Origin of the sequence: Pseudomonas sp. A-RE-22, from assembly GCF_019956035.1 — a bacterium.
GTDB classification, from domain to species: domain Bacteria; phylum Pseudomonadota; class Gammaproteobacteria; order Pseudomonadales; family Pseudomonadaceae; genus Aquipseudomonas; species Aquipseudomonas brassicacearum.
Genome location: NZ_JAHBCZ010000021.1, coordinates 35647 through 52117, shown reverse-complemented (window position 1 = coordinate 52117; position 16471 = coordinate 35647). Strand labels below are relative to the sequence as shown.

Annotated in this window: 5 protein-coding genes; all 5 read right to left on the bottom strand. The window is 57.9% G+C overall.

Features of this window, described 5'->3' with window-relative positions:
* Positions 1-140: 140 nt before the first annotated feature.
* Positions 141-9752 carry a calcium-binding protein gene (locus KGA89_RS12095; RefSeq protein WP_223471660.1) on the bottom strand — a complete coding sequence of 3204 codons (9612 nt, stop codon included), beginning with the start codon at positions 9750-9752 and terminating at the stop codon, positions 141-143.
* Between the two features lie 389 nt (positions 9753-10141).
* Positions 10142-10657 carry a DUF5625 family protein gene (locus tag KGA89_RS12090; protein ID WP_223471659.1) on the bottom strand — a complete coding sequence of 172 codons (516 nt, stop codon included), beginning with the start codon at positions 10655-10657 and terminating at the stop codon, positions 10142-10144.
* 548 nt (positions 10658-11205) lie between these two features.
* Positions 11206-12630 (bottom strand): HlyD family type I secretion periplasmic adaptor subunit, encoded by a 1425-nt coding sequence (locus KGA89_RS12085; protein WP_223471658.1) that lies wholly within the window; start codon positions 12628-12630, stop codon positions 11206-11208.
* A 5-nt stretch (positions 12631-12635) separates the two neighbouring features.
* Complete coding sequence (locus KGA89_RS12080; protein ID WP_223471657.1) at positions 12636-14777, bottom strand: type I secretion system permease/ATPase; 2142 nt, start codon at positions 14775-14777, stop codon at positions 12636-12638.
* A 169-nt stretch (positions 14778-14946) separates the two neighbouring features.
* Complete coding sequence (locus tag KGA89_RS12075; RefSeq protein ID WP_223471656.1) at positions 14947-16341, bottom strand: TolC family outer membrane protein; 1395 nt, start codon at positions 16339-16341, stop codon at positions 14947-14949.
* Between the last annotated feature and the right edge of the window lie 130 nt (positions 16342-16471).

Here is a 16471-nt window from a genome sequence, read left to right as displayed (position 1 = left end):
AGAGATCAGCGTAGCGGCTAATCACGTTGAAAAAAGGTCGTATTAATCAGAAAACGCCCTGACGGGCGTTTTTGTCTAGCATCAGGGCAACCGTACCGCCAATGTGACTGCCGCGCCTTGAGGCGCGGCAGCTTGGGGCACTATTGCCAGTTGCTGGCAATCACAGCGTTCAACGAGGCCTGGTAGTTCTGCGGCAGTGAAGTCTCACCGGGAGCCGGTGGCGCGAAAGCGGCCATGGCGCCAACCAATTGATCGACCTGGTTGTCCAACAGGACCTTGCCATCGGCGGTACGGAACTGCTCGATGTTCTGGGCTTTCTCCCAGTTACCCGGCCCCCAGAACGACCATTTGGAGATCGTCACTTTATCGGTGGTGCCAATGACACTCACTTCCAGGTCCCAGCCGTTCTTACTGAACCAGAGTTGATTGGCGGAAATACCGGCACCGAACTGCAGCACATCGGTGTTGGCGTCCGGGTCGAAATCGTCAATATCATCCTGACCATCCCCACGCTCGAATCGATAAAGATCATTACCACGATCCCCACTCAACTGATCGTTGCCTGTTCCACCTATCAGGGTGTCGGAGCCTGTATCACCAGACAACCGGTCATCACCTGCCCCACCCTGCAAGGTGTCGGAACCTGTATCACCAGACAACCAATCATCACCCGCCCCACCCAGCAAGGTGTCGGAGCCTTCGCCACCGCTCAGTTCATCGGCCCCGTTGCCACCCGACAGCGTGTCGTTACCACCCAACCCGTAAAGTTTGTCATCACCGTCAAGGCCACTTAATGAGTCAGCCAGCGCATCCTCGCCGAACAGTGCATCGTTACCGGAAGTTGCCGTGCCCTTGGTCATGCTCTTGATGGTGTCGGCACTCCAGAGGGTTCCGTCGTCGAACTGGATCTGTTCGATCCGATACGCGCTGCTCGAGAACCAGCTGGAAGCGGTCAGCTTGTCGGTCGTTCCTGCAATGCCCACGAAAAGGTCGTAGGTATCACGACTGAGTTGGATATCGGACGGCTTGAGGCCTGCCCCTACCTTGATCGTATCCAGGTTACCCACCGAAGAGTCGTAGTCACTTATCCAATCCTGCCCGACCCCGCGGTAAAACTGGTAGGTATCGTTGCCGGCATCCCCATAAAGGAAATCAATGCCGGCGCCACCATCGAGCGTGTCCATGCCCGCGCCACCAAAGAGCTTGTCGCTGCCGGCGCCACCGTTCAGTGTGTCATTGCCCGACAATCCGTAGAGCGAGTCATCACCACCCAGTCCATTGAGGATATCGGCGCTGGACTCGTCGCCTTGCAGGACATCATTGCCCTCACTCGCCACGCCCTTGGACAGGGTCGTCAGGGTTGCGGCGTCCCAGAGCGTGCCGTCGGCGAACTGAACCTGTTCAACCTGCGAGTCCGTGGAAAGGAACCATTCGTTGACGGTCAGCTTGTCGGTGGTACCGAGGATCGTCAGTTCCAGGTTGTAGCCCACGCGAGCAACCTTTATGTCGCCTGGGCTGATCCCTTGGGCCAACTTGATCACGTCAAGATTGCCCCTGGTCCAGTCGCGATCGGAAATCAGGTCCTGGCCACCACCACGCTGGAAGAGATAGGTGTCGTTGCCGGAACCGCCGTACAGCGAGTCATTGCCCGCCCCACCGTCCAGCGTATCCAGCCCCATCCCACCGTCAAGCGTATCCCGACCCGCTCCACCGTTGAGCACATCGTTGCCGGCCAGGCCAGACAATTTGTCATCACCGTCAAGCCCGTCCAACCGATCGTTGGCTTCGTCACCGATCAACGTATCGGCGCCATTGGTGGCGACCTCTACCGACAGGCGCTTGAGATCGCTGACGGACCAGACGGTGCCGTCTACGAACTCGACGCGTTCAACCTGATAGTTGGCGTCGGTGTAGCTGTAGATGGTCATCCGGTCAGTGGTGTTCTTGATGGCGAGGTAAACATCGCTCCCCTCACGCTTGACGATGACATCGCCTGGATTGATGTCGGCGGCGACCTTGATCGTATCGCTGTTTCCAGTGGTCGAATCGAACTCCTGGACAGTGTCCTGACCCATGCCCCTGTAGAACAGATAGGTATCGTTGCCGGCGCCCCCCGACAATCGATCGCTACCGATACCGCCATCGAGGCGGTCGTTACCGTTATCGCCATTCAGATAATCGTTACCCGCGCCACCGTTGAGGATGTCATTGCCATCCCCCCCGCCCAGCGAGTCGTTACCGGCGCCGCCTTCCAGTCGGTCGTCACCTGCCTCACCGTAGACCTTGTCATCCCCCTCAAGCCCATCGAGTACATCGGCCCCGATGTCGCCAAACAACGTATCGGCAGCACTGCTGGCGACGCCTTTGGTCATTTGCTTGAGGGCGTCAACTCCCCAGACTGTTCCATCGGCGAACTCGACGCGCTCCACGATGTAATTCGAACTATTGAAGAAGGTGATCGACAATTTATCGGTCGTGCCTTTGATCGCCAGCGTGAGGTAAGTCTGGTCCCGGCTGACGATGACATCGGCCGGGGCAATATCAGCCGCGACCTTGATGGTGTCGACGTTGCCGACCGTCCAGTCATAATCGATGACGCTGTCCTGGCCCATGCCTCGGTAGAACCGATAGGTGTCATTACCAAAATCGCCACGCAGGCTGTCATTGCCGGCGCCACCGTCCAAGGTATCGTTGCCGTCGCCACCGGAGATCCAGTCGGCGCCATCACCGCCGTTCAGCACATCGTTACCTTCCCGACCGTAAATCGAGTCATCACCGCCCAGCCCGTTGATGACGTTGCCCGAGGCATCGCCGTTGAGGCTATCGGCAGCCGCGGTGCCGTTGGTGACGGCTTGGGCATTGACCACGATGTCGAACAGGTCACTGGCCACGGCCGCAGACAGGTCCACTGCTGAAACCTTGACCGAGACGGTTCCAGCCTGCGAAGGCGTGCCGCTGAAGGTGCGAGTGGCCGCATCGAATACCAGCCACGCAGGAAGCGCCGAACCGTTGGCCAACGTCGCCTGGTAGCTCAGCCGGTCCCCGGCATCGATATCCGTGAACGTGGTTGCCGGCAGCGCGAACGTCAAAGGCGCTCCCTCGACGACGGACTGGTCGGCAATGGCCTTGACCAGGACCGGTGCATCGTTGGTATTGCTGACCTGGACTTCAAAGCTATCGCTGACAGACAGCCCCGCCTTGTCGGTTGCCGTGACCCGGATCGCCACATTACCCACCGCGTCATTACCGGGCGTACCACTGAACGTGCGAGTCTTGGCGTCAAAACTCAACCAGGTGGGCAACGGCTTGCCGTCGGCAAGGGTTGCGCTCAGTTGGAGAGCGTCGCCCGTATCCGCGTCGACAAAAGCATTGGCCGCAAGGGTCAGGACGAAAGCGCTGTCCTCGGCGACCTTCTGGTCGACAATCGCGGTCGATACGGTTGGCGCCCGATTGGCCTGGGTCGACAGCGTTGCGGTGTTCCAGACCGTCCCGTTGGCGAATTCGATACGCTCGACGCTATGACCGCGAGCGGCCGTCCAGCCGGAGATGATTTGCTGGCCGTCATTCAGGCGCAGCACCATGCCCCGGGCCGAATGGTCGACAGCGACATCGCTTTCCTTGATACCCGCTTCGAACACGATGGTGTCAATGCCGCCAGCCGCTTCCAGGTCTTCACTGATGTGATCCTGGCCCTGGCCGACGCCGAATACGTAGCGGTCGTCGCCCCTGCCACCTTGCAGGAAGTCATCGCCCGCAGCCCCATACAAGCGGTTATTGCGCTCGTTGCCGATCAGTTCGTTGCTCAGCTCATTACCAGTGGCATTCAAGGCCGGACCGGACAAGGTCAATGCCTCGACATTGGCCGCCAAGGTGTAGTCGAGGGTGGAAATCACCTTGTCATTGCCGCCGTAGAGGTCTTCCACGACGGCGTCACCGGCGCTATCCACGAAGTAGGTGTCGTTGCCCAGGCCACCGATCATCCGGTCAGCGCCTTGGGCGCCGTCGAGACGGTTATCGGCAACGTTGCCACGCAGGACATTGTTGGCCGCGTTGCCCGTGGCATTGATCGCCGCGTTACCGGTCAGGCTCAGGTTTTCCAAGTGGTTGGCGAGCGTAAAGGAGACCGAGGAATTGACGGTATCGGTGCCCGCACCTTCGGATTCGACGATCCGGTCGGAACCGTCATCCACGCCATAGGTATCGTCGCCCAGGCCGCCGATCATCACATCAGAGCCGCCGGCGCCATCCAGAATGTTGTTTGCGCTATTGCCAACCAGACGGTTGGAGAGCTCGTTACCGGTCCCATTGATGGCGGCACTGCCCTGCAATTGCAAAGACTCCACCTCACTGGCCAGGACATGGCTGACACTGGACTTGACCACGTCATAGCCACCGCCCACGACTTCCTTGATGACATCCCCTGCGTTATCGACGATGTAGGTATCGTCCCCCAACCGCCCTTCAAGGACATCGGCGCCGGCGCCACCGTCAAGCGTGTTGCCTCCGGCGTCGCCAACCAACAGATCATTTGCGCCTGTACCGCTCAGCAACACCTTGGGTTGTGTTACCGCTTGGCCGAAAATGAAATTGGCTGCCGAGAGCTGGCCGGCAGTTACGCCTTTAAGCGTGATGTACTGAGTACCGCTGGCCATCGTGCCCAGCCAGACCCTGAGATATTGCTCGCCATCGACCGTCACGGTACTGAAGTTCAATTCAGCAAAGCTGTGTACCGCGCGAATCTGCGAAAGATCGATCTTCTCGTTGGGATTGACGACTTCGAAGTCATCGATCAGGTTACCCATGATCCCCTGCGAGGCACTACCCAGAAGGTCTTCGACCAGCACAAAACGATCATTACCGGCACCGCCCGCGACGGAGGCACCGGTGTGCGTCGCGGCGCCACTCAGGTTGATGTTCGGTGACAGCACGGTGGTGAAGGCATGGTCCTCGATGGCCTGGTCACCTTCGAGGTAGAGGACATCGTTGCCGGCGTCACCGCCCAGGTAATCCAGCCCGACGTCGCCACGCAATACATCATCGCCAGCACCGCCACGGATGACATCGTAGCCTTCGCCTCCGCTGATAATGTCATTGCCACCCACGGTCGAGGCCGTCGAAGACTCTCCAACCAGTACATCGTCACCCTGGCCACCTACGATCGTATCGGCACCGGTGCCGCCAAATACGCGCTCGCCACCATCGTGGGCCCAATACAGGAAACTACCGGTCACGTCCGGCAGATTGCGCTCGGTATTGGCACCGCTGAGCCCGAAACCGTAGCCAGAAGCCTGCTCCAACCGACTCAGGCGCACACCTTCCGGGATGTGAACGAAGTTCTTTAGCGTCAGGCCTTCGGACTGAACGTTCTTGAGTAGCAGGACTTGCCCATCCGCCAGGCTCAACCGAGTGTCGGCGCCTTGTTGGGTAATGGTCGCCGCCGTATAGACCTCGTCATCAAAGCCGGACAGAACGATTCGGTCAGTACCGATCACAAAATCAGTGACGGTGTCGATGTCGCCCGCGGCCTTGTCGATCACGAAATAATCCGTGTCAGCGCCGCCGGTCAAGGTGTCGTTGCCCTTGCCGCCGATGAGCGTATCGACGCCGGCACCACCCGACAACACATCATCGCCACGACCACCGGAGAGATGGTTGTCCGCAGCGTTACCAATCAGCGTGTCGGCGAATTCACCCCCGATCAGGTGCTCGATCTGCGCGGCATTGGTGATCGCCAAGCGAGCGCCGGCCAGGGTGGCCTCGCCTTTAGACAAATCGATCACACTGGCACTGGAGATCGCCGCCGCGTTGATCGTGTCCTGACCATTGTCGGTGTCGTTAAGCGCATTGCGCCCGCCCGAAGCGGCCAGTTGGGCGTACTCGTTGGTGTACACATACTGGTCGTCAATCGTATCGCCCTTGCCATAGACGTTCAGGCTCCAGCTGTTGAGCGTCCCGGTATCGCCGGTCACACTGTCGATCACTTGCAGCGTCCAGTTCCCTTGCACCGCTTCGCCACGCAGCAGAGCCGTGCCAAAGACGTAGTTCAAGGTGTTCTGACCGTCAAAATCGGCATTCCCCCGATCCGTCGCCGCGCTGCCCGGGGCTTTGCCCGGACGATTCATCAGGATGGATTCGGTGCCCGACGGCGAGATCAACTTGAGAATCAGGTCCCCTGGCCGCGCATGGCTCAGGTTGACCTTGACCTCGACATGCTCGGCCAAAATGTCGACCGCTCCCATCGTCAGCGAATGACTGATGCCGGCGCCCTGTCCGTCGGTAATCGCGCGATTGAGCACGCCGGATTCCAGCGGGTTTGTCAGGCGCAACTCATTACCCAACGTCTGCTGGATGTTCCAGGTTTCCGCCAAACGCACGGCGGCCCGGGCATCGACTTCACCATAACCGTAGTCGTGGCTGACGTGCATGCCGCCGCCGTTCCAGTTCTGGCTACCGTTGGTCTGCCACGAGGTCGTGGGGTCGTTCACCTTGCGGGCCGAAATCGCCAGGATCTGCTGCACATCGCGATAACCCAGCTCCGGATTGGCTTCCAGCATCAAGGCCACGATGCCGGAGACGATGGGGGCCGCAAAGCTGGTGCCTTGGGAAACGCTGGTGTCGCCACCGAACGTGGACCCGTTGTCGTTCTGTACCAGGCGTGAGGTCGACGTGACGTTCGAGCCTGGTGCGCTGACCAGGATGCTGGCGCCAGGGCTGGAAAATGGCTTGCCGCCCAGCTGCAACGCACCCAGGTCGGTGGTGGCGTTGATCGCGCCGACCACGATGCTGCTGCGGGTGTTGGAGACGTTCGAGTAGTTGGTGTTACCGCCCTTCTCGCGGTCGTTGCCGCCCGCCGTGACAATCACCGTGCCCAAACCGTGGCGTCCTTCGTCGATGGCCTGGTAATAGGCCGTCGGCAACGTTCCCAGCTCGGTGGGGCTGAACTTCAGGTCGAAGTGAAAGTTGCTGCCCCAGCTGTGGTTCACCACATCGTATTCATACATGTGGGACATGTTGCTGAAGTCGTCTTTATTGACCCAGTAACCGGCCACCGTGGCGTCGTAAGCGACACCGACACTGCCCTCGCCATTGCGAGCGGCGACCATCACCCCGGCGACCAGGGTCGCGTGGTCGCTGAACTTGCCACCGCTGCCCTCGCCCGCCATTTGCCCTGGCGTGGTATTGGCCAGCCAGTTCTGGTCGATGTTGTCCTTCAGGTCGGCGTGCCGGTAATCCAGGATTTCCTTGGTGGTGCCGAACGGACTGTTGGTCTCGATCTCGGCGATCCTGACGCCTTTGCCGGTGTAGTCCTTCCAGACCGGCAGGATATTGGCCTGGGACAGGTACCACTGATCGGTCACCAGTGGATCGTCGGGCAGGTCGGAAGTCTTCAGATAGACAGCGGCACGCATCGTCGCGCTTTCGCCGGTGCCCATGTTGACGATCGTACTGGCCTCGTTACCTTTGGCATCGGCGACGGTGTACTTGAAGCCCATGATGCCGGTGAAGGTCGCGTCCGGCGTGAACAAGACGTCACCGGCCTGGGTCACGACCGCCGTTCCGCCCACCACATCGAACAAGCCGGTGATGTGCAGCGCGTCATGCTGCCAATCGATGTCGTTCTGCAGCAGTTGTTCCTTGCCGATCAAGTGCGCGCTGGTGCGCTCGAACGCCACACCGTTCTTGTCCTTGCCCAGGACATCCTTGACCAGCAGCGCGTTTTCCATGCCCTCGCTGGTCGCGGTCGGGATCTCCACCAGCTTCAGGTTCTTGAAGTTGGCTTTCTCGACGTTCTGCAGGAAATCCGTACCATCGCGGCCCGCCACGGTATCGCTGATCCAGACGCCTTCGGCGGTTCGGGTAATGCGGTAATCGGCGAAGTCACCTGACAATTCGACAACGTCCAGACCGCTACCACCATCAATGTGATCGTCGCCGGCCCCGCCGGTAAGGACATCATCGCCGACACCACCACTCAGGTTGTCGTCATCCTGGCCGCCGTCGATCAGATCATTGCCGGAACCACCCTGAAGCTGGTCATTACCACGGTGACCGCGCAGCACGTCGTTGCCTGCCCCGCCCAGAACGGTGTCGTTGCCGTTTTCACCTGACAGCGCATCGTTGGCCAATCCGCCGACCAATACATCGTCGCCGTCCCCACCTCGCATGTAGACCGTACTGTTCCCACCACCAATGAATATGTCATTGCCGCGTCCACCTTGGGCAACTTCCACGCTTGCCTCGGTCAAGTTCAGATAGACGCCTTTGTCGCCAAGCACCTGTACGATATCAGTGCCTTCTCCACCGTGAATATTCGCGGATAGGTCGTCCCCATCAATCAGCAGAACATCGTCACCTGCGCCGCCGTTGAAGGTATCGCTGCCTTGGCCGCCAGCGAGCCAGTTGGTCTGGGCATCCCCCAGCAACACATCATTGCCCGATCCTCCGGTGGCGTTATTGACGCCCTTCTGAGCGACATCGATAGTTTCGCCTGTGGGCGACAATGAAACATACCCTTTCACGGCCGAGACTTCTCCCGAGCCTTGGGTCGAGATTACGGTGCCCGCTCCACTTGCGGTGAAGACATGACCGTTGGGGTTGGCCAGGAAATTGGCGGCAATGGCTTCCTTGCTTGTACCGTTCTGCATGAAAGTGCCACGTGCCAAGACTTCGTTGCCGTCACGTACCTCGCCACTTTGTACTTGATTGTTCAGGTTGATCTGGGTAATTCCCAGATCCGAGAATGATTTGAGTTCACTGCCTTCACCTGCATCAATCGCGCCGTTGCCGTTGAGATCGTTCCAGCTCTTACCATCGTGATTCGAGTCTACCCAGACCTTGACGCTCGACCAGGAAGCATCCTGCCTATCGAAAACGCCATCGGCATTGCTATCCAGGCTGGCTAGCGCGGCAAAACCATTAGCGAAACGCTTTTGCCCCGCTTCGCCACCGGTACCTGCCGTCCCGCCAAAATATTCCGAAAGTGTCTCGCTGATATTGTCGATTCTACCGTTGGCATTGGCGTCAACGACTACGATGCCATCCTCGGGGCTGACCCAACCGGTTTCTTCAAGGCTGCCGCCATCATTGTCAGTATCGAAGAACACAGGGGATGTCAGATAGTTGGTTAGGCGTACACCATCGCCGTTGAGATCCAATACCAGTGGGTCGGTGGGCAGTGTCACCCGTGCCCTCGCATCACCGGAGTTCAGCAAGGCACCCAAGGTGCTGCCATAGGAAAGGCCCTGGCTGGAATTGCGCAGGCTGAAATCGAAAACTTCCTTGACGGTATTGACGTTGCCGGGACGATAACCATCAGCCAAGATCTGGGTAGCTGCGGCGGTAAAGGTGTTGTTGATCCAGTTACCTTGGTATTGATTCAGGTTGAGCTTATTGGGATCGGAGCTCAGGTTCCAACCGCCACCGCTGGTGATCAGACCATTGCTGACTTGTTGGGCCGCAGCGTCGTGGTCGATCGAATCCTTGTATTTAATACCTGAGACGAGGTCGGTATTCAGGGCAAATTCGTTCTTTACTGGGGCAGCATTGACACGGTCAGTAGGATCGAGCCACAGGCAGCTCTCGCCATCGTCATAATAAGCACCGTGTCGCGTCAGATCGTCACGGATAATTTGTGCGCCGAAGCCATGAAGAAGTGCCTTCAGATTATCCGGATTATTACCTGGAAAAAGGTCGCCCTCAAATCCGCTTTCGTTATAACCAATAGTCTTCAGCGAAGCATATACAAAATCCACACAACTGTTTTTTAACAGATCGTATGTCGAGGCGTCAAAACCGCCACTATCGGGCCCATTGGAAAACGTCATCAGCGCGTTGTATTGCGCCTCGGTCAACTTCAAGGTGACCTCATAAATTGTTTCCTGATAGCCACCATCATCTTCGTTTGTTACTTGTCCTGGTCCAAACATCTCATCAAGCCTTGAAGCAAAACCGTAACTCTGCTTCGCCACTCCATCACTGACGCTGTACCACATATGCCCACCGGGGGAGTCGTGCAGGTCTCCCGCCTTATGGGCATTTTTGTCCTGCTGATAGATATAATCCGCACCAACCCCTGCGACCTTATATGTAACACTATAGTTTTTTTCCATTCGTGAATCCCTTCGCTCACCAGCTCAAAAAATTAAATTTTCGGATCATAATAAGAAAACTCTACATAACTTTCAGTACCCTTAAGCACTTCAATTTCATCCAGAGTTACAATCTCAACCGAGTACTCGCCAGGGGTAAGAGTCAAATACTTGATATCCCTAACCTGCGCAGACTTGTGATCCCCTTCATACTCAAAGGCCTGACCAGAATTAACACCCTCCGTCATTATCTGCTCTTCAACAAACAACTTGCCATTCTTCAGAACGCGCAAACCGATCGGTATCGGCACCCCTGCCTCTCTGTACAATCCGCCACCCCACAGCTTTCCCTGCGCTTCTCTTTCGGATATGTTTTTACTCCAGACGAACAACAAAGCGATTCTGTATCCGCCCGCCTGGTCAACCGTAAACTGTGCGTTGGCTAATTGACCCGCGCGGGAGACGTCAATCGGCTTGACTATCAGAATCTTATTCGAACATCCCGCAAAAAAAACACAAACGGATACAACAAGAATCCTTGTTATTACCGACAAAGCCTTGACAAGCATAAACACCTCCTCACAAACGTCACCTGATGAGATTCACAGCGCACCAAAGGGTCATCCCTATTAATCCTGCAACAACCAAAAACTGTTTATGAAGAGCCATACCCAAAAACAAAAATCAGCGCCAAAAACAGGCCATGACAAGATACCGAGACAATGGAAGTCCACAACGCCACTGCCTTCAAAACAGTTGCTTTCGTTTTAATAACCACACCCATAACAGCTAGCCCGCCCCCAAACCAACCGAGCTGCGCGAGCAAAAAAAACTTCAATAAAAAGTATCGCCGGACTCCATTTATCACCCCCACTGGAAAAAATCCAAACAGCATGAGAAACGACAGTAAGCGGAACGCTGCAACCCCATATAAATAGCGAAGCGGCGTTCGCGGGCCTTATCGTCAACCCCCCCCCCAACAGCAACCCCAGATAAACCAGACTGCCTTCCAGTATCAAAGAAAATGCCTTCAATTCCGTCGTTAACATCCCACACCGCTCGCCCCCATGGCTGTCCAGCAGACTTGCACGCAAGATAAGCGTAACTTTGGTGCAGCCTATCTTTCCCGCAAACTCTCACCTGCATACTGCTGCAACGGACTCAGGAAATAATCAATCACCTTCCGGCGATCCGTCTTCACTTCCACCGTGACCGACATCCCGGGAGACAAAGGCACTTTTTTCCCGTGTACCAGAATGGAATCCTGCAACAAGCGAATGCGGCTGCTGTAGATCAAGCCACGCTTCTCGTCTTCGATCGCGTCGTTGGAAACGCTGACAATTTCACCTTCAACCGTGCCGAATTTGGTGAAGGTAAAGGTTTCGACTTTTACCGTGGCTGGCTGGCCCTGGCGGACGAAACCGACGTCCTTGTTTTCCAGCATGGCCTCGACTTCCATCGGCTGGTCATTAGGCACGACCACCATCAGCGGCTGGGCCGCCGTCACCACACCGCCCACGGTATGAATTGCCAGTTGCTGTACCGTGCCATCCACCGGCGCGGTCAGGCTCATCAGGTGGTCGCGTTGTTCGGCCTTCTTGAGTTCTTGTGCCAGTGCAGCCGCTTTCTGTTCCGATTGCTGCTGCAAATCGAGCATTGCCCGGCGGGTCTGGGCGAGGATGCCCTGGCGTCGGCGCTCGGCTTCCTTGCGGCTGGCATTGAGTTCGATCACGCGCGCCTGCTGCACGGCCATGTCCCGCTCCTGGTCCAACAGGGCCTGCTGTTTTTCGAGGTAGGCGTGGCGTGGCACATATTGCTGATCGAGCAGCTCTCGATAGTCTTGGGCCAAACGGCGGGTGATCGGCAGCGTTTGTTGCAGCGAGGCCACCATCGCCTTGGCCGATTGGATTTCCGCCGTGCGCTGCTCGACTTCGGCATCGACCTGATCCAGGGAGCTGCGTAGCTCCAGATATTGCCCCTGAAGCCAGCGTTGTGCGGCCATCACTTGCGGCGGATCGGCCTGAAGCAGGTAAGTGGCAAGAGAACCGGGTTCCTTGCCACTTTGAATCGCCTCCAGCAACGCCGTGGCCCTGGCGCTATCGACCTCGGCCGCCAGCAAGTCACTCTTGAAGCGACTGACGTCAGCACTGGTGGCACTGGTGTCCAACTCCACCAGGACATCCCCGGCCTTGACCCATTGCCCATCGTAGACCCGGATGGCTTTCACCACCGCCACTTCGCTCGGTTGGATGGTCTTGCTCTTGCCGCTTGCCACGACCTTGCCGCGCGCCGTGGCGACCACTTCGATTTCACCGACGCAGGCCCACACAAGCGCCAGCGCGGCGAAGCCCATGATGGTCCATTGGATGTAGCGTGGCGCAGGGTGAGCAGGTTGATCCTGCAAGGCGAGCGCGGCCGGCAGGAACTGCACTTCATGGGCAAGCCGATTCGGCGTGTCCAACTGTTTGCGGTGGCGCCATGCCTGGCGCCAGGCAGTCCGATAGCGTCGCAACAACGCACGTGTTGCTGAGGGTTCGCTCATGCCAACTATCCTTGTTGCAAACGGTGCAAGCGAGAATAGTGTCCCGCTTGATGGGCCAGGAGCTCCTGATGGGTGCCCTGTTCGACGATCTGTCCGCGATCCATGACGACAATCCGGTTGGCATCGCGCACCGCCGAAAGCCGGTGGGCGATGATGATCACCGTTCGCCCTTTACAAATGGCCTGCATGTTCTGCTGGATGATCCGCTCCGACTCATAGTCCAGCGCACTGGTCGCTTCATCGAAAATCAGGATTCGCGGGTTGCCGATCAAGGCTCGGGCAATCGCCACGCGCTGACGTTGCCCGCCAGACAGCGAAGCGCCGTGCTCGCCGACCACCGTGTCGTAGCCCTCGGGCAACTCAAGAATGAAGTCATGGGCCCCGGCCATTTTCGCCGCCTGCATGACCGCCTCCAGCGGCGCTCCGGGATCAGTCAATGCGATGTTCTCGCGGATGCTGCGGGCGAACAGCATGTTGTCCTGCAACACAACGCCGATTTGACGGCGCAGCGAAGAAACGTCGGCCAGCGCCAGGTCCATGCCATCCACCAAGACGCGGCCGCGCTCAGGGACGAAGAGGCGCTGCAACAGGCGGGTCAGCGTGCTTTTGCCGGAGCCGGAGCGTCCGACGATGCCGATCACCTCTCCAGCGCCTATTTCCAGGCTTACGCTGCGCAGCACCTCGGAGCCATCAGGGCGATAACGGAAATGCACCTGGTCGAATTCGATCCGGCCCTTCAATGCGGGCAATGCACTGCGGGTCGCCTGGGACATCTCGGTCCGCGTGTTGAGAATATCCCCCAGACGCTGCACCGAAACACCGGTCTGCTGGAAATTGGTCCACAGTTGAGCCAGGCGCATGATCGGTTGCGCGACCCGGCCTGCGAGCATGTTGAAGGCAATCAACTGGCCCACCGACAGTTGCCCGTCGATCACCAGCCGGGCACCAAGCCATAGGGTTGCAACAGTCACCAGCTTGCCGATCAGAGAGACGCTTTCATTGGCGATAGTCGACAAGGTCTGGGTCTTGAAACCGGCGCTGACGTAGGCCGCCAGTTGGTTGTCCCATTTGCGGGTGATCTGGGGTTCGACCGCCATGGATTTCAACGTGTCGATGCCGTTGACCGTCTCCACCAGAAAGGCCTGGTTCTCGGCACCCCGGGCGAAGCTTTCGTTCAAGCGGGCGCGCAGCACCGGTGTAATCAACAGGGAAACCACGACGTACAACGGCAGTGACAGCAGCACCACCAGCGTCAACCAGCCGCTGTAGAAAAACATCACGGCGATGAACACCACCGAAAACAGCACATCCAGCACCAACGTAATGGTGTTGCCGGTAAGAAAGCTGCGAATATTTTCAAGCTCGCGGACCCGAGCGATGGAGTCACCGACCCGCCGTGCCTGGAAATACGAGAGAGGGAGCGTCACCAGGTGCCGGAATAACCTGGAGCCCAATTCAACATCGATGCGACTGGCCGTGTGCGCGAACACATAGCTGCGCAACCCGCTCAAGACTGTCTCGAACAACATGATGCCCAGCAGCCCAATGGCGATCACATCCAGCGTGGTGAGCCCGTGGTGCACCAGCACCTTGTCCATGACGACCTGGAAGAAAAGCGGGGTCAATAACGAGAATATCTGCAGGACGAAAGAAACCAGCAGTACTTCACCCAATAGCTTTCGATATTTGACGATGGCCGGGATAAACCAGGTGAAATCGAACTTGGACAGCTCGCCCGCCAACGACGACTGGGACCGTATGAGAATCAATTCACCGCCCCAGCGTGCCTGAAGCTGTTCGGCGCTGATCATCTCGGGGCGTTGGGACCTGGGGTCATGGATCAGGATTTTTTCCTGGTCCATACGGGCAATGATGAAAAACCCGCCGTCACTGGCACAGGCAATCGCAGGCAAAGGCGTTTGCCCGAGCCGTTCGAATGTGGTGCGGATAGCCTTGGCCTTGAGGTCAAGCTGACGCGTGGCCAGCAGTATTTCGGCTTTGCCGAACAACTGCCCTTCAGCCACGTATTCGTGGGTAAGCTGTTCTGTGGAAACGGCAACGTTGTGAAAACGCGCCAACATGGCCAGACAGGCCAGCCCCGTGTCCAGCGCCGCCGATGGCCCTGGAGAAGTACCTTGTTCTTGCATAAACGCTTCCATGCGGAAAATTCATTAGCGAGTCCCCATGACATCCTTGGGGGGGCACGGTGTTCCGCTTGGCGCCAAGGTCCGAGTCAAGAACGATATCAAAAAAACATTATTCGATTTTTCGGTCTCTGTCGATCAGGAACCGTCTTCTAACGCCTGTGCCAGAGCCTTACATTAGCTCAGGGGGAAGAAAATCACGCTGCGGCTGGTAGTCTGCCTTCAGATACACGGCAAGCTGTTGCAGGTCGTTGGCACTAAGCGTACCGGCAGCCTGTTTCAAACGCAGGTTATTGAGAATGTAGTCATAACGCGCGTCGTTATAGTCACGCACGGACTTGAAGAGTTGACGTTGGGCATTGAGCACGTCGACGGTGTTGCGGGTCCCGATATCCGCGCCGACCTTGGACGCCTTCAAGGATTTCTGGCTAGACAGGATCGTCTGCCGCCGGGCTTTTATCTGCTGGATGTCGGAGTTGACGGCGCGCAAATAGTTACGGGTATCCAGGACCACTTCCCGGCGCTGGCTTTCCCTCAACTCCTCGCTTTGCGTCAACCGCTGATAAGCCTCATGGGCCTGGGAGCTGACGCGCCCCCCGCTGTAGAGCGGGACGGTCACTTCCACAGCGACACTGCTCTGGGCGACGTTTCCACGGTAACCATCGCGACCAAAATCAGTCGGGTTGCTGTAGCCAAAACTGTCGTTATCGCCCTTGCGATAGGAAGCCACCGCATCGACCGTTGGCGCATGCCCGGATTGACGCTGACGCAAGCGTTCTTCGGCGGCCTCGACGGCGTAGTTGCTCGCCAACAGCATCAGGTTCTGCTCGACAGCACCTTCTACCCACGACTTCGTATCATTGGGAATCGGCGCCAACACCGGCAATTGATGTTGCATGCCCTCGATACTGGTGTATTGCTGATTGGTCAAATGCACCAGTTGCTCGAAAGCGTCTTCAACCTTGCGCTGCGCCAGTTGGCGATTGGCTTGGGCATTATCGAAAGCAGACTCAGCATCCAGGACATCCGTGATGCTCGACAGTCCACCCTTCAAACGTGCTTGCGCCTGATCCATTTGCTGCTTGAGCGCGGTCTCCTCAGCCTCCGATGCCGCCAGCTCGTCCGTGGCGCGCAGCGTTTCAAAATAGGCCTGCGCCGTTTGCAGAATGAGCGCTTGCTCCTTGGCCGACAGCTCCAGGGCCGCTTGTACAGCGCTAGCCTTGGCAGCCTTGAATTCATACCAGAATGCAGCGTTGACCAAGGGTTGTTTCAGGTTGGCCTGGATCGTATTGCCGCTGCGCCCCCGTTCAAGCGCTGGCTCATCTCGCGACAGGCGAGTGGCTTCAAACGTGGCCCCCGTGCTGATCACGGGTAATAGATTGGCCCGTGCCTGCGGCACCAATTCCTGTTGAGCGGCGTAATCGGCACGGGCTGCCGCCAGGTCGGAGTTATGCGAAACAGCCTGACGATAGACCGCCATCAGCTCGGCCCGCTCAGCGGTCGGCGCGGAAAAAACGAACGAAGGGAACAGGCAGGCGAACAACAAAACGCGTTGAGCGCGGCTCATGAACAAATCCTTTTGAATGACGCGAAAGCAGCGAAAAATCGGCAGCCGCCCCGATGGGGCGCCGAAAATAAGGCAGTTGGGGGAAGAGGTCAAGCGTTCAAGCATAACGCCGGTTTTTTCTGCGCCAGGC

Bases quoted from the DNA above. Each gene is read 5' to 3' on its own strand.
- KGA89_RS12090 (WP_223471659.1), bottom strand. From the start codon at position 10,657: ATGCTTGTCAAGGCTTTGTCGGTAATAACAAGGATTCTTGTTGTATCC.
- KGA89_RS12085 (WP_223471658.1), bottom strand. From the start codon at position 12,630: ATGAGCGAACCCTCAGCAACACGTGCGTTGTTGCGACGCTATCGGACT.
- KGA89_RS12080 (WP_223471657.1), bottom strand. From the start codon at position 14,777: ATGCAAGAACAAGGTACTTCTCCAGGGCCATCGGCGGCGCTGGACACG.
- KGA89_RS12075 (WP_223471656.1), bottom strand. From the start codon at position 16,341: ATGAGCCGCGCTCAACGCGTTTTGTTGTTCGCCTGCCTGTTCCCTTCG.